This window comes from Snodgrassella sp. M0110 (genome assembly GCF_016101465.1).
In the GTDB taxonomy this organism is placed as follows: domain Bacteria; phylum Pseudomonadota; class Gammaproteobacteria; order Burkholderiales; family Neisseriaceae; genus Snodgrassella; species Snodgrassella alvi.
Genome location: NZ_JACFQM010000007.1, coordinates 39,328 through 61,528, shown reverse-complemented (window position 1 = coordinate 61,528; position 22,201 = coordinate 39,328). Strand labels below are relative to the sequence as shown.

Below are 22,201 nucleotides of genomic sequence, written 5' to 3'. Positions count from 1 at the left end.
TTTTATTATGGTAAAAATATGTTAATTATTATGGCATTAATAAGATTGAATTTTGTTTTATATATCTGTTTTTTATGAAAAACTATACGTTAAATTCAAATTGAGTATAATTATTTCTATATGATTGTTGTTATTTAAATAAATAAAAATTTGTAATATTTAATATATTTTTATTTTCATTAAATTTATAAACGAATTTTATAGTTTAAACATAAAAAAAACGGCTGAATATTCAGCCGTTTTTGTTAGAATGCTCAATCAATCCAAATAACTGTTTTTAACTTCTTTCCAGGATAAGCGTTTAAATTTAATTGGACATTTAGGTATATTAATGGTGACTAAATTTCCTTCTGTATCCACTCCGACAACAGGTGAACGAGTGCATTCTTCTAAAGATTTTGGATTAGGTGTTAATGGCGACTGAGTCATATTACCACCGATATCAAGCTTATTATTCACATCTGTCAGGGTAAAACTATACATTCCCTGAGTAAAAGTACCTGCACCAAACGGAGCTTCTTTATCAAATACAAAATTAGGATCACCTCGTTTTAATTGACCACCTGTTTTGATGTTATATTGTATTTTTCCGCTGTAAACTTCGCTCTTTTGTTCGCTAACAGTTATCTGACACGGGTCTTCCAGTTTATTATCTTTTTTAACAGTGTAAGCTCTGGAAATAACAGCTCCGGCATAAGAGATAGTCACTGGTTTGGTTACTACCCGTTCGCCAGTACTACTATCCAGATCGAAATACCAGCCACGGTATACTTTAGGATCAAATTTCTTGTCCGACAGCATACGATAGTTACCTGAAGTAGTTAATTCCTGCCTGAGCAGAGCTGTTTTCTTGACTTCAGTTGGTGCGGTATTATTCAGATTATCATAAATGCCATATACAGTTTGTTGATCTTTATTGTTTAAATCAGACTGATATATATCGCTGCCAGTACCAAAGGTAACAATAACAGTCCTTTCTTTGTTGTTGGCATTGTTGCCTGCGTTATTAGCCAGAATAACACCGGGTGCAGAGGTGATAGGTGCACCAGCAGAAAATATTTTGTGCACAGTCCATTGTTTAGGATCCGGAGACCTCAGATCAAAGCGATATAAATTGCCGCTATAATCACCAGCATATGCAACATCTACTACACCATCTCCGTCAACATCCGCTACTGTCGGGCTGGAAAGACCACCAGTTGCTTTATCATCATCCTCAGAATCCTGTTCAGGTGCCAATCTGGCAATCAGTTCCCCTTTGTTAAAGTCGGTTCTTTTGTAGCCGTCAGTACCGACATCCACACCCAGAATATCATATATGTAAAGTGCAGAATCTGTAGAGCGCAGGCTTGCATGATCGCTGGCCAGGGTCTCAGAATAATTATAGCCATTACTGATAAATGCAGCCTCACGGATATGATTGGCTACAGAAGTAGCCGATGCATCCGGGTCTTCATTTACTCTTAGCCGGCCAATAGCCGGAGTGCCTATGGTAAACCCAAAGTAATTGTCTTTACCGGTAGGGGTTTGGAACAAAGATATATCTTTATACCAGCCGGCACTGCCCATATTGTCCACGCCAATGGGCTCTTTGGAAACCAGATCGTTACCGCCGATATTAATGGCAAAAGCACCGCGTCCCGCTTGACCCATGGTTGATACCATAAATGTCTGTTGCGGACGCAGCTGACCTGTTGCCGGGTCAACGCTTTGTTCAGTTTGCTGAACAACCATACCGCCATTTAACAGATAGCGATGTGGATGCTCACTGTTCTTACCGTATTCGTTATTAGTAAGATCTTTGTAATAATGCGATACCAGGTCAGAACCATCATTACTTTGTCGCTCAATATTCATCGGCATGAAATTGAATTTCAGATCATAAAAATTGGCGTTATTGGTAGCACCGAAAACATATACCATGCCATCGTTAGCTGAGGTAATCATATATTTTTGATAATCGCCATTCAGATTACCGGCAGTAATAATCGGATTATCAATAATATCACCCATGTCTCTGGTTCCGCCAAATCCGGGAATCGGTGAATCAGTCCGCTGACGATAATCGAGTACAAAATTGTCAGTTTTAATAGAGGCATCATCTTTAGAGCGACTCAGCCAGGCCAGTAAGCCATTGACCCATTCAGACTGATTTTTGCCATTATTATTAGCTATCTTAAAGTCATCATTCTTAAAGGCTGACAGGTTGGCAGAGTACAGATAAGTATTGGTACCGTTATTTAATAATAACTGGCGATTACCGTATGAAGGTTGAGCGCATTTACTGTCATTGGTATCAGTAATTTTGCGAATGCAGATTTTACTACTCCATGTTCCGGATTCTACAGTTGCAGTGATAGACAGGTGATTCTGTTCTGAGCTGGATATGGCTACACTAGGTGCAGTAGATGTGGTCGTGGTTGTTGTGGTTTCTTGTGAACCTTTAATCGATTCAAAGATTTTACCAAATGCATCAATAATTTCTTTTTGAGAGTTGGTATTAAAGAAATTACCGGCAGGCATAGCGCCGTTTTCCAGATAATCAATCGCAATATTGCCTATGTTGTTATGTTTTTGACCCAGTCCCACACCGATAGTAAAGGTTTCGGCTTTTTGTTCAAAAGGCTGACCAGTGAGCTGGTTTATAGCATTCCATGGTTGTCCGGCATCATCGGTCGTGCGCTTAGACGCCAAATAAATTTTATTACCATTTTCTTTATAAAATGGAGCACTATAAATATAAGGACCAAAATTCTTTGTGGCAAGTGTATTGGTATAATATTTCAGACGCTGAATTTTGGTGCCATAGGTACTGCCCTGAAAAAAGCTGTCTCTGTTTTTTTTAATTGTTCCTGCATCAAAATATCCATCCGCATCCGCATCTGAAGTTGCATACTGATTATTAGATTCACCGTCAGTAAGTATCACAAGATAGGATTTCTGGCAGCGGTATTTTAATTTATTCATGACCAGATTTCTGGCTACAACGGCAGTTTGTTCTGTGAGTGGTGTACCACTCCCGGCTGTAGCTGTTTGTATTATTTTAATAAATTTATCGTAATTGGCCGGAATGGAAGTATCTATAAATTCATTATTGACATCCTTCTCAGGAGTATAAAGCGGCCGATAGGCAAAGTACATGTTATCACGATACTGAGCAATGATATCTGTTAAAACTTCTTTGACACCTTCCATTTTGGTATATAACTTACATTTATACTGTGTATCATCAGTATTTGTAATGTCCTTGTTATCAAAGCCATATTGATAAGCACTCCATGGCGACCACGTGAGCCGTCCGCGTTTGTCTACAATTCGGGTTCTAATTCTGCATTTACGAGAATCTCCTTGCAATTTTTCATTCATACTGCCTGATTCATCAATTAACAGAGTGATATTGGGTTTGACACTATAAGCTGTTTTAGTTGTTGATGAGTTTTGTAAATGCAGAGGAATGTCTGCAAATATATTAGCGAGGGTATTATCAGCTGCTTGTGCCTGACAGACAGGAAAAGTACTCAGTGCAGCAGTAATAGCTGAAAACAGGATCTTTCTGCCTTTGTAATATGAGCCTTTTTTATTTTTTTCAAAATTATGGTACATATTGGTTACTCTCCGTATGGTGTAACAACAATATTTAATCTGTTTTGTTGTATAAAATTTAAAGCTTTATATATTTTCTCTCTTACATCCGGCCTTAATCAAGTATAAACCCTCTTTTTTATAGTAAAGATTTGCAAAATATTATTATATTAATAAATTTATATTTAATATAAATATATATTTTATATATTATTTTATAATATTTATTATTTATATAAATTACTTATTAATATTTAATTATTTTCAAAGTGTAAATTAATAATATTTGATAAATTTATTTTTGTTCTGTTTATGATTGATTTACAGTATTTAAAATATAAAAAAAACGGCTGAATAATCAGCCGTTTTTGTCAGAATGTTCAATCAATTGAAATAACTGTTTTTAACTTCTTTCCAGGATAAGCGTTTAAATTTAATTGGACATTTAGGTACAATAATGTTGATTAAATTCCCTTCTGTATCAACACCCACAACAGGAGAGCGGGTACATTCTTCATAATTTTTTCCATCAGGATCCAATGGTGACTGAGTCCCAGAACCTCCAATATCGACATTATTATTAAAATTGGATATGGTAAAACTATACATTCCTAAAGTAATGGTACCTGCACCAAACGGAGCTTCTTTATCAAATACAAAATTAGGATCACCTTGTTTTAATCGGCCACCTGTTTTGATGTTATATTGTATTTTTCCGCTGTAAACTTCGCTCTTTTGTTCGCTGACAGTTTCCTGACATGGGTCTTCCAGTTTATTATCTTTTTTAACATCGTAAGCTCTGGAAATAATAGCTCCTGCATAGGAAATTATAACCGGTTTACTTACTACCCGTTCACCAGTAGATCTATCCAGATTGAAGTACCAGCCACGATGCACCTTGGGATTAAACTTGTTGTCCGTCAACATACGATAGTTACCTGAAGTAGTTAATTCCTGCCTGAGCAGAGCTGATTTGTTGACTTCAGTGGGTGCGGTATCATTCAGATTATCATATATGCCATACACAGTCTGCTGATTTTTGGTGGTTAAATCAGACTGATATACATCGCTGCCAGTACCAAAGGTAACAATAACAGTTCCTTCTTTCTTATTGTTACTAGCCCGAATAACACCAGGAGCAGAGGTGATAGGTGCTCCGGCAGAAAAGATTTTATGCACAGTCCATTTATCAGGGTTGGGAGACCTCAGATCAAAGCGATATAAATTACCGCTATAATCACCAGCATAAACAACATCTACTACACCATCTCCGTCAACATCTACTGCTGTCGGGCTGGAAAGACCGCCAGTGGCTTTTTCATCTTCTTCATCTTCAGAATCGGGATCTTGTTCAATAGCTAACTTAGAAATCAGTTCCCCTTTGTCATAGCCGGTTTTTTTGTAGCCGTCAGTACCGACATCCACACCCAGAATATCATATATATAAAGTGCAGATTCTGAAGAGGGCAGGCTTGCATGATCGCTGGCCAGTGTATCGGAATAATTATAGCCATTATTAATAAATGCAATCTCGCGGATATGATTGGCTACAGAAGTAGGGGATGCATCCGGATCTTCATTTACTCTTAGCCGGCCAATAGCCGGAGTGCCTATGGTAAATCCAAAGTAATTGTTTTTACCGGTAGGGGTTTGGAACAAAGATATATCTTTATGCCAGCCGGCATTGCCCATATTGTCCACACCAACGGGCTCTTTGGAAACCAGATCGTTACCGCCGATATTGATTGCAAAAGCACCACGTCCGGCCTGACCCATATTTGATACCATAAATGTCTGTTGCGGACGTAGCTGACCTGTTGCCGGGTCAACACTTTGTTCAGTTTGCTGAACAACCATACCGCCATTTAACAGATAGCGATGCGGATGCTCACTGTTCTTACCGTACTCGTTATGAGTAAGATCTTTGTAATAGTGCGATACCTTGTCAGAACCATCATTACTTTGCCGCTCAATATTCATCGGCATGAAATTGAATTTCAGATCATAAAAATTGGCGTTATTGGTAGCACCGAAAACATATACCATGCCGTCGTTAGCAGAGGTAATCATATATTTTTGAAGACCACCATCCAGATTGCCGGCAGTAATAATCGGATTATCAATAATATCACCCATGTCTCTGGTTCCGCCAAATCCGGCAATCGGTGAATCAGTCCGCTGACGATAATCGAGTACAAAATTGTCAGTTTTAATAGAGGCGTCGTTTTTAGAACGGCTCAGCCAGGCCAGTAAGCCATTAGCCCATTCAGACTGATTTTTGCCATTATTATTAGCTATCTTAAAGTCATCATTCTTAAAGGCTGACAGGTTAGCAGAGTATAAATAAGTTGTAGTTCCGTCATTTAATAATAACTGGCGATTACTGTATGAAGGTTGAGCGCATTTACTGTCATTAGTATCAGTGATTTTGCGGATGCAGATTTTACTACTCCATGCTCCGGATTCTACGGTTGCAGTGATAGACAGTTGATTCTGTTCTGAGCTGGATATGGCTACGGTAGGTGCTGTCGATGTGGTTGTAGTAATTTGAGAATCCTGTGAACCATTAATTGATTCAAAGATATCACCAAATGCATTAATGATTTCTTCTTGAGTATTAGCATTGAAAAAATTACCGACAGGGTGTTCACCGGGAGGAGTAGCACCATTTTCCAGGTAAGGAATAGCAATTTTGCTTTTACTGGTATTTTTCTGACCTAACCCAAACCCGATAGTAAATGTTTCAGCATATTGTTCAAAGGTTTTTTTGTTTATCTCATCCCAGGAGTTCCAGGGTTGTCCGGCATTATCTGTTGTGCGTTTAGGAACATTATAAAAAGCATTACCATCATTAGTGTAAAGTTTATTAGTATAGATATAAGGACCAAAATTCTTTTTGGCAAGTTTTTGTGTATAGTATGCCAAACGTTCTACTTTGCGTTGTGCATCACTGTGTAAAATTTTTTTTCTCTCCTCATCTGTTGTTTCTCCATCAAAATATCCATCTACTTTGACATCTGATTCTGCATATTGATTATTGGCCTCGCCGTCTGTAAGCAACACAATATAGGATTTCTGGCAGCGGTATTTTAATTTATTCATCACCAGATTTCTGGCTACAACAGCAATCTGTTCCGTAGTCGGTGTACTACCACCGGCTGTAGTATTTTTTATGATGTTAATAAGTTTGTCGTATTCCTCAGGAATAGATGTGTCAATAAATTCATTATAGCGATCGTCTAAACCCAGAAGCGGGCGATAGGCAAAATACATATTATCACGATATTGGGTAATGATCTTAAGCAAGACATCCTTCACCCCGTCAATTTTTCTGTATTGTTTACAACTATATTGTTTGTCATTATTACTAGCAGGTGCTCCATTTGGATATATATACTCATATTCACTCCAGGGCGACCATGATGTAGTTTTTCCTTTTTTGTTTTTACCTATAGAATTACGGTGCCGGCATTTTACTTCTTTAGTTTGCAGTTTTTCATGCATACTACCTGATTCATCAATTAACAGAGTGATATTGGGTTTTACACTATAAGCTGTTTTAGTTGTAGATGAATTTTGTAAATGCAGAGGAATATCTGCAAATATATTAGCGAGTGATTTATCAGCTGCTTGTGCCTGATAGACGGGAAGAACACTCAGCGCAGCAGTAACTGCTGAAAACAGTGCTTTTCTCCCTTTAGTAAATTTGTCTTTTTTATTTTTTGCATGTTTGTGGTGCATATTGGCCACTCCCCATTGGTATAACAACAATATCCAGTTTATAAAGTAAAAACACTCTCTTTATAGTGTTATATCTATATCATTTCTCTTGAAATTATACACTTTCAATCATAATTTATCACTAAATTAACAAATTTATATAATAAGTAATATTAATTATTTATACAGCAAAATAAGTAAATATGTATTTATTAATAATAAATATTTATTTTATTTACAAAATGTTAATCTTTATGATAATGGTAATAGCTTTGTGTACAGGTATTTGGATATTCTGGAAATTTCACTATAAAATATATTTAGATTAATAAGTTAAACTAAATATATTTAAAATGTATATAAAAATTATAACAATAAACTTTAATGAGTTTTAAAAAGAAAAATTTATAGGGATTTTATATTTAAATTATTGGTTTATAATAATTAAATGATTATAAAAAAACGGCTAGTAAATAATAGCCGTTTGTTGTATTAATGCTAAATTAGTCACTGTAGCCGGGTTTTATTTCTCTCCATGATAAACGCTTGAATTTTATTGCACATCTGGGAGCATTAATGGTAATTGTATTACCGTTAGTATCAACACCCACAATCGGTGACCGAGTACAATCTTCCAGTTCCTGATTTCTCTGCTTTTCCTCCAATGGGGTCTGAGTCAGATTACCGCCTATTTCTACACTATTAGCGGCTGAAGAAATGGTAAAACTATACAAACCACGAATAGTCACAGATGAACCAAACGGAGCATTTGAGTCAAAAATAAAATTAGGATCTCCCTTTTTTAATCGGCCGCCTGTTTTGATGTTATATTGTATTCTTCCGCTATAAACATCGCTTTCCTGTTTGCTTTCAGTTGCCTGACACGGATCTTCGAGCTTATTGTCTTTTTTGACTTCGTATGTTCTGGAAATAACAGCTCCGGCATAGGAAATAACAGCTGGTTTGCTCACAACTCGTTCACCGGTGCCGTTTTCCAGATTGAAAAACCACCCACGGTGTACTTTGGGATCAAATTTTTTATCTGTCAGCATACGATATTCACCTGAAGCGGTTAATTCTTGCTCGAGCAGAGCTGATTTGTTAACTTCAGTAGGTGAGGTGTCATTCAGATTATCATAAATGCCATATACAGTTTGTTGATCTTTATTGTTTAAATCAGACTGATATATATCGCTGCCAGTACCAAATGTAATAATTGCGGTCATTTTTTTGCGGCTGCTATTACCTTTTGCATCTACATCATTAACCATAATGACGCTTGGTGCAGAAGTGATAGGTACTCCCGCAGAAAATATTTTGTGCACAGTCCATTGTTTAGGATCCGGAGACCTCAGATCAAAGCGATATAAATTGCCGCTATAATCACCAGCATAAACTATATCTGCAACGCCATCTCTGTCAATATCCAACACTGTAGGGCTGGAAAGACCGCCAGTTCGTTCATCGGAATCCGGATCCTGCTCCAGACTCAGCTTGGCAATCAGTTCTCCCTTGCTATAGCCAGTTTTTTTGTAACCATCGGTACCGACATCTACGCCCAGAATATCATATATGTAAAGTGCAGACTCCGGTGACGGATGGCTTGCATGATCGTTGGCCAGTGTACTGGAGTAATTATAGCCATTACTGATGAATGCAGCCTCACGAATATGATTGGCTACAGAAGTAGGGGATGCATCCGGATCTTCATTTACTCTTAGCCGGGCAATAGCCGGAGTACCTATAGTGAATCCGATGTAATTGTTTTGACCGGTAGGGGTTTGGAACAAGGATATATTTTTATACCAGTCGGCATTGCCCATATTATCCACGCCAATGGGATTTTTGGAAATCAGATCGTTACCGCCGATATTAATGGCAAAAGCACCACGTCCGGCCTGACCCATAGTTGATACCATGAATGTCTGTTGCGGACGCAGCTGACCTGTTGCCGGGTCAACACTTTGTTCAGTTTGCTGAACAACCATACCGCCGTTTAACAGGAAGCGATGCGGATACTTATCGCTCTTACCATAATTTTCATTAACCAGATCTTTGTAATAATGCGATACCAGGTCAGAACCATCATTACTTTGCCGCTCAATATTCATCGGCATGAAATTGAATTTCAGATCATAAAAATTGGCGTTATTAGTAGCGCCGAAAACATATACCATGCCATCGTTAGCAGAGGTAATCATATATTTCTGATAATCGCCATCCAGATTACCGGCAGTAATAATCGGATTATCAATAATATCACCCATGTCTCTGGTTCCGCCAAATCCGGCAAGCGGTGAATCAGTTCGCTGACGATATATCAGCTCAAAATTGTCGGATTTAATATCCTCATCAGGTTTCGAACGGCTCAGCCAGGCCAGTAAGCCATTAGCCCATTCAGACTGATTTTTACCATTATTGGTTATTTTGAAATTATCATTATTCAAATCTGACAGGTTAGCAGAGTACAGATAAGTTTCGGTGCCATTATTCAATAATAACTTGCGATTACCGTATGAAGGTTGAGCGCATTTGCTGTCATTAGTATCAGTGATTCGGCGGATACACAGTTTACTGCCCCATGTGCCGGATTCAATGATTGCGGTAATGGACAGGTTGTCTTGTTCTGAGCTGGATATGGCTACAGTTGGTGCAGTAGCTGTTGAGGTAGTGTTAGTGGTTTCAGTAACACCTTTAATGTTATCGAAAATATCTTTGAATGCCTGAATAATATTTTCTTGAGAATTGGCATTATAGTTATGTTTACCATCGGCAGGCATAGCCCCTTTTTCCAGGTATTCACGAGCAATTTTTTCCGCTGCGGTTGCTGTCTTATCATTCGGCTCTTTCAGTCCCACGCTAATAGTAAAGGTCTCAGCTTTTTGTTCAAACGGCAGTTTGGTGTGCTCGTCTATAGTATCCCATGGTTGACCGGCATCATCTGTTAAGCGCTTTTTAGCTGAAGAATAAATTGCGAAACTATCAGATGTATAAAATTTACTTTCATAGATATACGGACCAAAATTTTTGGTGTAAAGCGTATTGGTATAATATTGTAAGCGCTTAGGTTTATTTTCGTTCTTATATTTAGCCCGAACAAAGAAATCATATCTTTCAGCATCCGAACGCCCTTCATCAAAATAGCCGTCTTTCACTACGTCTGATTTAGCAGAAGTATCATCAGCTTCACCATCAGAAAGCAGCACGATATAAGATTTCTGACAACGGTACTTTAGCTTATTCATGACCAGATTTCTGGCCATGACTGGATACTGTGCAGTTGTAGGCGTACCACCAGCCGCGACGGTATTTTTGATAAGACTAGTTAATTTTTTATACTGCTCAGGATCAGAAGGTTCGAAAAATTCATTATAGCGGTCATCAGTGCCAATTAAAGGGCGATAGGCAAAATACATATCATTGCGATAATTAGCCAGAATACTCAATAAAACGTCTTTTACGCCGTCTAATCTTGTGGCTTCCTGGCATTGATATTGATTATCATTATTATTTGATGGAATTGTCTTTTTTTCATACCCGTACTTATATTCACCCCAGGGTGACCATGCAATGGTTTTATCTTTACTATTTTTTTTAATGGATGTACGCGTTCGGCATTTGTATGAACCCTTAAGTTTTCCAATCATACTGGCCGAAGAATCAATAAAAAATACAATGTTGGGTTTGACACTATATGCAGTTTTGGTTGTGGATGAGTTTTGCAAATGCAATGGAATATCTGCAAATATATTTACCTTATTTACTTTATTCTCATTATCCCCTGCCGATACCGGTGTGGTTAATGCTAAAGCAAAAGCACTTAATAAATATTTATATATTTTTCGAAGTCGGATTTTTCTATTATTTATATATAATAATGTCATAATAATTGGTTTCCAGCTTGATGATTTGTGAAATTTAATAAGGATAATTCTATACATAAATTATCCTAATTATATACTATTTTATATAACTTAAATGAATATTAATAGCTGTATGTATATTGTTTTAATTTGAATTATTTTAAATAGATAGATTTTGTATTATGTTTTTATATAAATAATAATATATTTAAAAATAAAAAAACTAACCGGATAAATATAATTTATTTATATTTATTTATATTTATTTGTATTATTATTTTTTTATTTTAAATGTATATTTATATAAAATAATTCATTTTTTTTAAATATCTCTCTATTTGAATTTATTATTAAATTATAATTATTATATAAATATTTAGTTTTTCATCTGTAAATATTCATTGAATGTTTAGATTAAATATTTCAGATTTTAATTCTGAAAATTTATATTATATTTTAAAAAATGGCTGAAATTTTCAGCCATTTTTATTTAATATTTACAATTATTAATATTTAGGTTTGATTTCACGCCATGAAAGTCGCTGAAATCTGATCGGGCAGCGTGGTACATTGATGGTTAATTTTTCTCCGTCAGTAGTGGCAGCTATCACAGCAGCGCGAGAACAGCTTTCAAACAGTTGTGCTTGTTCACGCAATGGTTTTTGTGTAAGAGAGCCGCCAATATCATATATATTGTTACCCACCACGGTAAAACCAAATGGTCCTTCACTATTTACTATGCTACCAACCGGTGCTTTATCGTCAAACACAAAATTTGGATCAGTTTTAAGTAATGCACCACCGGTTTTAACATTAAACTGAATTTTGCCGGTAATAACTGAGTTGCGCTGAGTTACTGTGGTTGGCTTGCACGGATCAGGCAGTTTTTCTTCTTTATTTACATTATAGATACGCGAAAGTACTGCACCAGCATATGATACAATCACAGGTTTGCTTACTACGCGTTCTCCGGAATTACTTTCCAAATTAAAATACCAGCCTTGATGTACTGAAGGATAAAATGGATAGTTACTGAGCTGGCGATAATTTCCATTCTTGGTAAGCGTTTGCTCTAGAAGTCTGCTTTTGCTGATCTCTTCAACATTTTCCCGGCTCAAATCGTCATATATTCCATATACAGTTTGCTGGTCTTTATTGTTTAAATCATTCTGATAAATATCGCTACCTGTTCCAAATGTAACTATTGCAGTTAGTCTGGGTGTTTTATTACCACTAGAGGATTTGGTACTCGTTTTTGCCAGAAATACATTCGGTGCGGCTGTAATCGGGCCATTGGCTGTAAATATTTTATAGACTTTCCAGTCAGACGGATTGGGGGCACGTAAGTCGAAGCGATATAAATTACCACTATAATCACCGGCATAAATAATGCTGGCAATGCCATTCCCATTAATGTCAATCGCAGTTGGGCTTGAAAGTCCCCCTGAGCCGCCAGGTGCGACTAGTTTGGCAATCAGTTCACCTTTTTGTGTACCGGTACGGGTGTATGCCTGGGTACCAACATCTATACCAAGAATGTCATAAATATACAATGCAGATTCAGGTGAGGGTTTTACTGCAATATCCTGAGCCAGCGATGGAGAATAATTATAACCATTACTGATAAATGCAGCCTGACGGATATGATCCGTTAGTGAAGTTTCCGAGGCATCCGGATTTGAATTAACCCGAATGCGGGCTATGGCAGGTGTCCCTACTGTGTATCCGAACTGATTATTTTTTCCGCCGGGAGTTTGAAACAGGAATACGCTTTTATACCAGTCAGATGCGTTCATATTCTCAGCAGCCAGGGGTTGGCCGGTAAGGATATCGTGGCCGCCGATATTAATAGCAAAGGCTCCGCGTCCGGCCTGGCCTAAAGTAGAGACCATAAATATTTGCTGAGGACGATTATTATCTCCGTCCGTTTGCTGAACTACCATCCCTCCGTTAAGCAGATAAAGGTGATGATTAGTATCATTGGAAGCATAATCTTTACTGGCTAAATTTTTGTAGTAATGTGATACTAAGTCCGAACCGTCATTGCTTTGTCTTTCTATATTTATTGGCATGTAATTGAATTTTAAATCATAAGGATAGCTGGAATTATTTCTTGAGCGAAAAACATAAACCATACCGTCATTAGCTGAAGTAATCAGATATTTCTGACGGTTATTTTCAGTTTTGCCGGCTGTAATGATTGAATTATCAATAATATCTCCAATGTCGCGAGTGTTTCCGAAATCTTTAAGCGGGCGGCGTTTTCGATAATTCAGAGTGAAATCATTTTTTTGCTGAGTGGCGTCAGTTAATGAGCGATTCAACCAGGCGAGCAGCCCGTCACGCCATTCATCACGATTCTTATCATTACTGCTAAGTTTAAACGTATTATTGCTAAAGCTATTGAGGCTATCACTATATAGATATGTATTTTTACCGTCATTGAGTAATAACTGCCGGTTATCATAAGAAGGTTGCATCGGACAGGAATTATTGCTTTGCTTTTCTATGTCATTAATGCAAATTTGGCTGCTCCATGAACCTGTTTCAATTTTTGCCGTAATAGAGAGGTTACCCAGATCAGTATTTGAAATAGCTATGGTAGGAGCTGTATTGGTTGTTTGCATGGTTGATGAGGTAATCTCAGCTTTGATGGTTTTAAAAACCTTGTCAAAGGCTCTGATAATTTCATCGCGGGAATTGGCATTGAAAAAGCGTCCGTCAGGATTGGTTTTTTCATTGTATTCTCCGCCTGGCGTCGCAGCATTTTCTAAATAGGGAATAGCTATTTTTGCTTCATTGGTATTGCGCTGACCCAATCCTACACCAATAGTAAATGTTTGCGCTGTCTGAATGAATCGTTTGCCTGTGTGTGGATCGATCTCATTCCATGGCTGGCCTGCATCATCAGTTTTTCTTCTGTCTGGTGATGCACTAATGGATTTACCAGTAGCATTGTAATAGTCTTTGGTATAAATATAATCACCAAAATTATAATTATTGAGCCTGTCTGTATAGAATTTCAGACGTAATGGCTTATTAACATTGTGATTACGGGCAAGAAAATCTAATCGCTCGTTATTACTTTGAAAATCACGATCGAAGTAGGCATCGTAACGTAAATCATTGGTGTTATTGTAATTTTTATCCGAAACTGAATATGTATTATCGGCCTCGCCATCACTGAGTAAAATAATATATGATTTTTGACAACGGTATTTGAGTTTGTTGATTACTAAATTGCGGGCAATAACCGGGAACTGACGGGTGGTAGGGGTATCACATGGCGTTTCCAGGCGATTAATATTATCAAGCATACTTTCGTAATTATCCTGATCAGAAGTATCATAAAATTTATTAAATTTTTTCTGATCGCCGGTTCCGCACATCGGGCGAAAGGCAAAGTACATATCATTATGGTAGTTTTTAATGATATCTGTCAGAACTTCTTTTACAGCATCAATGCGCCGGTATGTGTTACAGCTATATCTGACTTCCGAAGTGTTTTTAGGTTTTTCATTGAATCCGTATTCATAACCACCATATGGCGGCCAGCTGCCACCTTTACCATTAGGATTAGGAATCCATCTGCTGACCCGGCATTTATAGGTAATGGGTACGATGTTCATAGACATGCTGCCGGAATCATCGATGTAAAGCGTTATATTGGGTTTAACGCTGTAAGATGAAGTGGTAATAGATTTACTTTGCAGATGTAAGGGGATATCGGCAAAAATATTTGCCGCAGCCAAAGCTGATGGGATTGTAATAAAATTAAAAATACCCAGAAATACAGAAGTCACTATCTGGCCGGATAGGGTGTATTTGATTACTGAAATTTGGCGAAGTTTATTTTTTTGTTTATTCATGAATTTCCTTGTTTGGTTATTGCTTTCCCAACTATCTGTAAAACCTCTGTACGATTCGGTAGATTAGTGAACTATAAGGAAATCTGATGAGTTGCTATAAGTCAGGAAAAAATAAAGTTTCTAATCAGGATTTATGTTTAAAAGCTCTGGCAGATATGATTCAAATATGGCTGCAGGCAGGGTTAAGGTTTAACTAAATATATATTAATATTTCAATGTGTTATTAAGCAATTTTATGCTAAAAATTTAAATAAAAAGGGGTTTAACTATCAGTTGATTGTAGAAGAAGATAAATTAACTTTGCTTAGATAATGCTAATAAATAAGCGTAAATTTATAAATAATTGCTTAAATTGCTTGGAAATTTGTCTTTATTAAATTGAAAATATTTTAATTTATTTATTCTGGTAGCTATTTAAAAAAATTATTTAAAATTAAATAATTTGTTATTGAATATTTTGAGCAATTTAATTGCTAAAATTTATGATAAATATCGTTTGATAATGATAATTTTATATATATATATATTATTGAATTTAAAGCTAGGTATATAAGATATAAATATAAACTTGGTTTAATATAACAAAAGTAATACATGTTTTGCAGACATATTTAATATGCTATCAGCTTCAGATTCAGAAAACAGATAAACTTCGAACTAAACCAGTTACTTTAAAGATCCATATGAGAAGAGGGTATCTAAAACATACTCTAAAGCTAAATTAAAAGATAAACTTTAAATAACATAAAATTTAAATTGAAAAAACAGTAAACTAAAAAAAATGTGCAACATTGCAATAAAAAGGGCTTGCTGTGTTTCTTACTCTGTGATTAAATACGCGCCTCGACAGCACAGGGTGATTAGCTCAGTTGGTAGAGCGTCTGCCTTACAAGCAGAATGTCGGCGGTTCGACTCCGTCATCACCCACCAGTTTTCTGTTTTATGCGTTGCGTAAAACTTGCGCGGTGGTAGCTCAGTTGGTTAGAGTACCGGCCTGTCACGCCGGGGGTCGCGGGTTCGAGCCCCGTCCGCCGCGCCAATTTCATAATTGCTGTTTTCTCTCTTAGGGGTGATTAGCTCAGTTGGTAGAGCGTCTGCCTTACAAGCAGAATGTCGGCGGTTCGACTCCGTCATCACCCACCAATATTTTTTCTCCTGATTTCTGATTTAATTAAATTCTTGATTGTTAATGGGCTATTTGTTTGCTGTTTTTTGTATGCAATCAAACTATCTGTGCTGGTGGCATTCATAGTCGATTATCAGTTTGTGATATTCAGACTGTTATTACTGGGTATATGCAATCAGAAACCCCTAGTTATTAATGTTCACTCACAGCTTATTTGCATCTGTCTGTATATGCTTAAGATATTTCACTTGGCACAATTTGCAAACTAACCTATAATTCATCGCTCAATCTTTTACTGATTGATTGCGGATATGGCGAAATTGGTAGACGCACCAGATTTAGGTTCTGGCGCTGAAAGGCGTAAGAGTTCGAGTCTCTTTATCCGCACCATCGAATTTTAAAGATATCTTATAAGCTAAGATATCTTTTTTTATTTCTACTCAGTCTGTCTGAACACTAACTAAAAACTACTTAGAAATTTTTTATCTGCTGTCAATTTTGTATTTTAAGTATAATTGTCATTGGCATGATATTCGAATTTACCTGAATTCGAAGTTAAATTAATTCTATATATACTGTTGTAAGCTTTCATTGACAGGTATTTATACAGATATATATTTTATGCGTAAGGTATGGTTTACGGATAAATAATATTTATCAATAGGTAAGATTTCAAACAGTATATTGTAGATATTATCTGACTGTTGTTGGGCTGATTTGCCAGTTGAAAAAAATGCACCATTATATAAATTTAAATGGTGCATTTTTATTTTGCTGATATGTTTGTTTTAGTTACATGGTTTCAAGTGTATCTATACCTAATAATGCCAGACCCTGTTGCAGGGTTTTGCCGGTAAGGCTGGTGAGCTGCAACCGGCTGTTGCGAGTGGCTTCGTCTGCTTTCAGTATTGGGCAGGCTTCATAAAAGCGGCTGAACAGGGTGGCAATCTGATACAGATAAGCGGCGAGATAGTGCGGATAAGAGGTATTGGCAACACTATCCAGAACATCTTCAAATTTAAGTAATTCTACAGCCAGTTGTTGTTCCATGGCTTCGTTCAGGGTGATCGCAGCATTGTTATCCCAGGTACCTGCTTTGCGAAAAACACTTTGCACGCGGGTATAGGCATATTGTAAGTAAGGAGCAGTATTGCCTTCGAAAGAGAGCATGCTGTCCCAGTCGAATATGTAATCACTGGTACGATTTTTACTTAAATCTGCATATTTTACGGCACCTATGCCTACGACTTCACCTATATGTGCGATTTCATCGGCGCTCAGTTCAGGATTTTTGCTGGCAACCAGAGCAGATGCACGTGTTACAGCTTCGTTTAGTAAATCCATTAATTTTACTGTGTCACCGCTACGGGTTTTAAACGGTTTGCCGTCTTTACCCATCATGGTACCGAAAGGTACATGTTCCGCATGTACGGTATCAGGTAGCCAGCCGGCTTTACGGGCAACTGTAAATAATTCATCAAAGTGCAGGCTTTGGCGCGCATCCACAACATATAACAATCTGTTGCCGTGCAAGGTATTAATCCGGTAACGCAGGCAGGCTAAATCGGTACTGGCATACAGGAATCCGCCATCTTTTTTCTGAATAATAAATGCTGCTGGTTCATTATCCTGATTTTTAAACTCATCCAGAAAAACAACTTTAGTACCGTCACTGTCAACGGCAATACCTTTGGCAAGAAGTTCATTTACAGTTGATTGTAACTGATCATTATAAAATGATTCGCCGGTTACATCGGCTGGTAAAAGTTTTAGGCCAAGTTTTTTATAGACCGCCTGAGCATGTTGCAAAGAGGTCTGTACAAACTGTTGCCACAATGCCAGTACGCTGGCATCTCCGCTTTGAAGTTTAACTACGTAATCACGTGCTGTGTCGGCAAAGTTTTTATCTTCATCAAAGCGTACTTTGGCATTACGATAGAATTGTTCTAAATCCGCTAGTTCGAGATCTGCACGCCCGTTTTGCTGTTGTTCTATCAGGTAGGCGACCAACATACCAAATTGTGTGCCCCAGTCACCTACATGATTTTGGGCAATAACTTTATGTCCGAGAAAAGTAAGTACGCGATTAAGGCTATCACCTATGATGCTGGAGCGTAAGTGACCTACGTGCATTTCTTTAGCCAGATTGGGTGATGAGTAATCTATAACTATTGTTTGTGGCTTGCTGTTTCTGGCAATACCCAGATGCTCATCCTGCAATGAGGCCTTAATATATTGTGCCAGTTTTTCAGGGCGAAGTTTTAAGTTAATAAAACCAGGGCCGGCAACTTCTGCTGTGGCAATCAGTGGGTTCTGCTGTAATGCATCGGCAACTTTTTGTGCCAGTTCGCGAGGGTTTTGTCTGGTTTTTTTGGCTGCACCCATGACGCCGTTAATTTGATAATCGCCAAAGTCACGATTTTTGGCTGGTTGCAGAATAATTGGCTGGTCTGTGAGCCCGTTTGCGCTAAATGCTTGTTCAACTTCAGCTGCAACTAGTTGATGTAATTTCATGTTGGTCTGATAAATAGGGAAATGGCTAATTTTCGCATAAATAAGCGTAAATCGCATTAGCGCAGCACAATGAATAAACGGACTTGACGGGAATAATGCCTAAATTAGTTAAGAAAATTTTTCTGTGGCTATATAAGAATACTATATAGATAAATGAATTGGTAATTATCAATTAGATTAGCTGATTTATGCTGGATATGAGTTGTGCGTTTTTAGTGTGTAAATGGATAATGTTGTTAAAGTATACCAGATACCAGCTGGTATACTTTAACTGTGTGATGATCAGCCTACGCGATAAAAGGCCAGACTACCAAGCAAGTTTGGCCAAAGAGAAATGCGTTTATTTCCACTCATCACCGCACGTTGCAAAATTTTTAAATGATTTTTGGCACATAATTTATCAAAATCCTGAAGGGTGCACCAATGAATGTTCGGGGTGTTATACCATTGATAGGGCATGCGTTCGGATACCGGCATATGTCCACCCAGTGCGATTTGCAGGCGGTTGCGCCAGTAGCCGAAATTGGGAAAGGTGACAATAGCTTCTGCGGCGACTCGTTTCATTTCCTGCAGGATGTTTTCCGTATTTTGCATAGACTGAATGGTTTGGCTTAAAACGATAATGTCAAAGCTGTTATCATTAAAATGTTGCAAACCGGCTTCCAGATCAGCCTGTATTACGTTGATGCCACGTTGCATAGCAGCTAATACGCTATTGGTATTAATTTCTAATCCATATCCCTGACAATTTTTGTGTTTGACTAGTGCGGCCAGCAGTTCTCCGTCTCCGCAGCCTAAATCCAGTACACGACTATTGGGTGTAATCCAGTCGAAAATCATTTGCAGGTCATCACGCAGTGGTACTGATGATATGTTCATTGTGTTAGTTCAGTGGCAATATTGTTGAAATAAATGCGGATAGCCGCCTGATAATCAGCATCTTCCATTAAAAAGGCATCATGTCCGTGAGCTGATTTAAGAGCAATATATTGCACGGGTTTGTTGGCTGCTACCAAAGCATCGAGTAATTCCTGTGAGCGTCTGGGTGAAAAACGCCAGTCGCTGCTGAAGCTGGCTATCAGTATTTTTGCCTGAATTGCCGATACTGCGGCTACCAGATTACCATCATAATCACGCGCCGGATCAAAATAATCAAGTGCTTTTGTCATCAGTAAATAACTATTGGCATCGAACACTTCAGCGAATTTATCGCCCTGATAGTGAAGATAGGATTCAACTTCAAATTCAACGTTGTAATCATACTGGTAGTTTGGTTGTCGCATCTGGCGCCCGAATTTTTTACCCAATCCGTCTTCTGCCAGATAGGTAATGTGTCCCATCATACGAGCGATACGCAAACCTCGTCGTGGAATTTTCTGCTGTTGCGCGTATTGTCCCTGACAAAAATCCGGATCAGTAAGAATGGCTTGTCTGGCTACATCATTAAAGGCAATATTTTGGGTAGATAATCGTGGAGCTGAGGCAATAATCAATGCATGTCTCAGGCGTTGCGGTTTGTCGATTGCCCATTGTAATGCCTGCATCCCGCCAAGACTTCCGCCCATAACCGCAGCCCATTTATCAATGCCGAAGCGGTCGGCCAGCATAGACTGACTTTCTACCCAGTCCTTTACGGTTACCATCGGAAAATCAGCGCCGTAAGCTTTTCCTGTGTCCGGATTGATACTCAACGGACCGGTACTGCCGTGACAGCCGCCCAGATTATTTAAGCCGACAACAAAAAAACGATTGGTATCAACAGGTTTTCCCGGACCAATCATATTATCCCACCAGCCGGGGTGTTTATCATTTTTACTATGATAACCCGCTACATGGTGATTTCCTGACAGGGCATGACATATTAATACCGCATTACTTTTGTCTGCATTAAGTGTGCCGTATGTTTCAATCATTAATTCAAACTGGGGCAGAACACAACCGTTTTGCAGGGTGAGCGGGCTGTCAAAAGACCACTTTTGCGGGGTTACAATGCCAATGCTGTCTATTTCTTTCATAGGATTAGTTAAAAGAATAGAAAACTGGCATTATAACGACTTTGTCTGGTTTGCACAGATATAACGTGTTTTGGAAAATAAATGATAGGCCGGTTGCTGAGTCTGTTTCTTTTTGTAATGTTATTGGGTGTTTTGCTTAAGTATTTACTTGGAAGACAGCAAAAACAGGTGCTCGGATACTGGGTAAACTGTCTGGCGCTGGTATTGATAGTAATTAGTTCGCTAATATTGCTGATATTTGTATTGAAATCTATTTTGTATTAATCAGCATTAATACAAACAGGTGATAAAAAAGCCGGTCTGATGTTTCAGGCCGGCCAGAGATATTTTCAGTATTTAAAGTAAGCTGCTCACTTCTGATTTTTCTTCTTCAAGTTCAGCCAGTGTCTGATTAATACGCTGCTGACTGAATTCATCAATAGGTAAATCCTGAACAATAGTGTACTCGCCATTTTCACAAGTCATGGGAAAGCCGAATACTATTTCTTCCGGGATGCCATAAGAACCGTCTGAGGGGACGCCCATAGTAACCCATTCTCCATTACTGCCGATTACCCAGTCATGAATCTGATCGATAATTGCATTGGCGGCACTGGCAGCAGAAGACAGACCTCGTGCTTCAATGATAGCTGATCCGCGTTTGCCTACTTTAGGCAAATACTCTTTTACATACCAGTCCTGATCATTAATCATTTCTGCTACGTTTTCATTATCTATCTGAGCAAAGCGGTAATCAGTGTACATGGTAGGACTGTGATTTCCCCACACGCACAGTTGTTTTATTTTGCTTACTGGTTTATTAATTTTTTCTGCCAGCTGACTAAGTGCGCGATTCTGATCCAGGCGCATCAGTGCGGTAAAATTTTTCGCCGGTAAATCAGGGGCAGACTTCATGGCGATATAAGCATTGGTATTGGCAGGATTACCAACAACAAGGACTTTAACATCGCGGCTGGCTACTTTATTCAGTGCTGCACCTTGTGTTTTGAAGATTTCGGCATTGGCCTGTAATAAGTCGCTGCGTTCCATACCTTTACTGCGCGGACGTGCACCGACGAGGATAGCTATATCTGCATCTTTGAATGCCACTTCTGGATCATGAGTTGCAAACATATCGGTAAGCAAGGGAAATGCACAGTCCTGTAATTCCATCATTACCCCCTGGGCAGCAGTTTGCGACTGAGGCAAATCAAGCAATTGCAGGATAACCGGAGTATCAGCTCCCAGCATGTCACCGCTGGCAATCCGGAACAGTAAAGCATAACCAATCTGACCGGTAGCACCCGTCACGGCAATGCGTACAGGTTTTTTCATAACATATCCTCTTAAAATAAAAACACGACTATAAATATTTTTTCTTGTCTTAAAGGTATTTAATATGTCTGTACTACAAGAATTTGGGCTGTATGATAGCAAAATTATTTTCAAAATTAAATTAATTGAAGTAATAGATTGATGCTTTTTTGAGAATATTAAGTGAGTTTTTCTGTGTTATCTTATGTCTTATATAAG

The 22,201-nt window shown here is 38.0% G+C and carries 8 protein-coding genes and 4 tRNA genes; 4 read left to right on the top strand and 8 right to left on the bottom strand.

Features of this window, described 5'->3' with window-relative positions:
* Nucleotides 1–258: 258 nt before the first annotated feature.
* From H3T84_RS09450 to H3T84_RS09435, 4 genes are all read right to left on the bottom strand, one after another.
* Entirely contained in the window at nt 259–3,603 is a 3,345-nt protein-coding gene (locus tag H3T84_RS09450) for a PilC/PilY family type IV pilus protein (RefSeq protein WP_198218942.1), read from the bottom strand.
* A 363-nt stretch (nt 3,604–3,966) separates the two neighbouring features.
* Complete coding sequence (locus tag H3T84_RS09445; protein WP_198218941.1) at nt 3,967–7,323, bottom strand: PilC/PilY family type IV pilus protein; 3,357 nt, start codon at nt 7,321–7,323, stop codon at nt 3,967–3,969.
* 482 nt (nt 7,324–7,805) lie between these two features.
* Nucleotides 7,806–11,186, bottom strand: coding sequence for a PilC/PilY family type IV pilus protein (locus H3T84_RS09440; RefSeq protein WP_198218940.1), 3,381 nt, complete (start codon nt 11,184–11,186; stop codon nt 7,806–7,808).
* A 485-nt stretch (nt 11,187–11,671) separates the two neighbouring features.
* Nucleotides 11,672–15,034 (bottom strand): PilC/PilY family type IV pilus protein, encoded by a 3,363-nt coding sequence (locus H3T84_RS09435; RefSeq protein ID WP_198218939.1) that lies wholly within the window; start codon nt 15,032–15,034, stop codon nt 11,672–11,674.
* 854 nt (nt 15,035–15,888) lie between these two features.
* On the opposite strand from H3T84_RS09435, the gene H3T84_RS09430 reads away from it, so the two are divergent.
* The 4 genes from H3T84_RS09430 to H3T84_RS09415 all read left to right on the top strand — a co-directional run bounded on the left by H3T84_RS09430 (nt 15,889) and on the right by H3T84_RS09415 (nt 16,550).
* Nucleotides 15,889–15,964 (top strand) — tRNA-Val (locus H3T84_RS09430).
* 32 nt (nt 15,965–15,996) lie between these two features.
* Nucleotides 15,997–16,073 (top strand) — tRNA-Asp (locus H3T84_RS09425).
* Nucleotides 16,074–16,101: 28 nt separating this feature from the next.
* A tRNA-Val gene (locus H3T84_RS09420) sits at nt 16,102–16,177 on the top strand.
* 288 nt (nt 16,178–16,465) lie between these two features.
* Nucleotides 16,466–16,550: transfer RNA gene (locus tag H3T84_RS09415), tRNA-Leu, on the top strand.
* 402 nt (nt 16,551–16,952) lie between these two features.
* Here H3T84_RS09415 and argS read toward each other — a convergent pair.
* The 4 genes from argS to H3T84_RS09395 all read right to left on the bottom strand — a co-directional run bounded on the left by argS (nt 16,953) and on the right by H3T84_RS09395 (nt 22,003).
* Nucleotides 16,953–18,674 carry an arginine--tRNA ligase gene (gene argS / locus H3T84_RS09410; protein WP_198218938.1) on the bottom strand — a complete coding sequence of 574 codons (1,722 nt, stop codon included), beginning with the start codon at nt 18,672–18,674 and terminating at the stop codon, nt 16,953–16,955.
* A gap of 282 nt (nt 18,675–18,956) precedes the next feature.
* Complete coding sequence (metW, locus tag H3T84_RS09405) at nt 18,957–19,553, bottom strand: methionine biosynthesis protein MetW (RefSeq protein ID WP_025330891.1); 597 nt, start codon at nt 19,551–19,553, stop codon at nt 18,957–18,959.
* Nucleotides 19,550–20,689, bottom strand: coding sequence for a homoserine O-acetyltransferase (locus H3T84_RS09400; protein ID WP_198218937.1), 1,140 nt, complete (start codon nt 20,687–20,689; stop codon nt 19,550–19,552). Before H3T84_RS09400 ends, metW begins: the two co-directional genes overlap by 4 nt.
* 336 nt (nt 20,690–21,025) lie before the next feature.
* Nucleotides 21,026–22,003, bottom strand: a complete 978-nt coding sequence (locus tag H3T84_RS09395; protein WP_198218936.1) for a malate dehydrogenase — start codon at nt 22,001–22,003, stop codon at nt 21,026–21,028.
* Nucleotides 22,004–22,201 lie beyond the last annotated feature (198 nt).

Coding starts and splice junctions, on each gene's coding strand:
- H3T84_RS09450 (WP_198218942.1), bottom strand. CDS start 3,603: ATGTACCATAATTTTGAAAAAAATAAAAAAGGCTCATATTACAAAGGC.
- H3T84_RS09445 (WP_198218941.1), bottom strand. CDS start 7,323: ATGCACCACAAACATGCAAAAAATAAAAAAGACAAATTTACTAAAGGG.
- H3T84_RS09435 (WP_198218939.1), bottom strand. CDS start 15,034: ATGAATAAACAAAAAAATAAACTTCGCCAAATTTCAGTAATCAAATAC.
- argS (WP_198218938.1), bottom strand. CDS start 18,674: ATGAAATTACATCAACTAGTTGCAGCTGAAGTTGAACAAGCATTTAGC.
- H3T84_RS09395 (WP_198218936.1), bottom strand. CDS start 22,003: ATGAAAAAACCTGTACGCATTGCCGTGACGGGTGCTACCGGTCAGATT.
- H3T84_RS09440 (WP_198218940.1), bottom strand. CDS start 11,186: ATGACATTATTATATATAAATAATAGAAAAATCCGACTTCGAAAAATA.
- metW (WP_025330891.1), bottom strand. CDS start 19,553: ATGAACATATCATCAGTACCACTGCGTGATGACCTGCAAATGATTTTC.
- H3T84_RS09400 (WP_198218937.1), bottom strand. CDS start 20,689: ATGAAAGAAATAGACAGCATTGGCATTGTAACCCCGCAAAAGTGGTCT.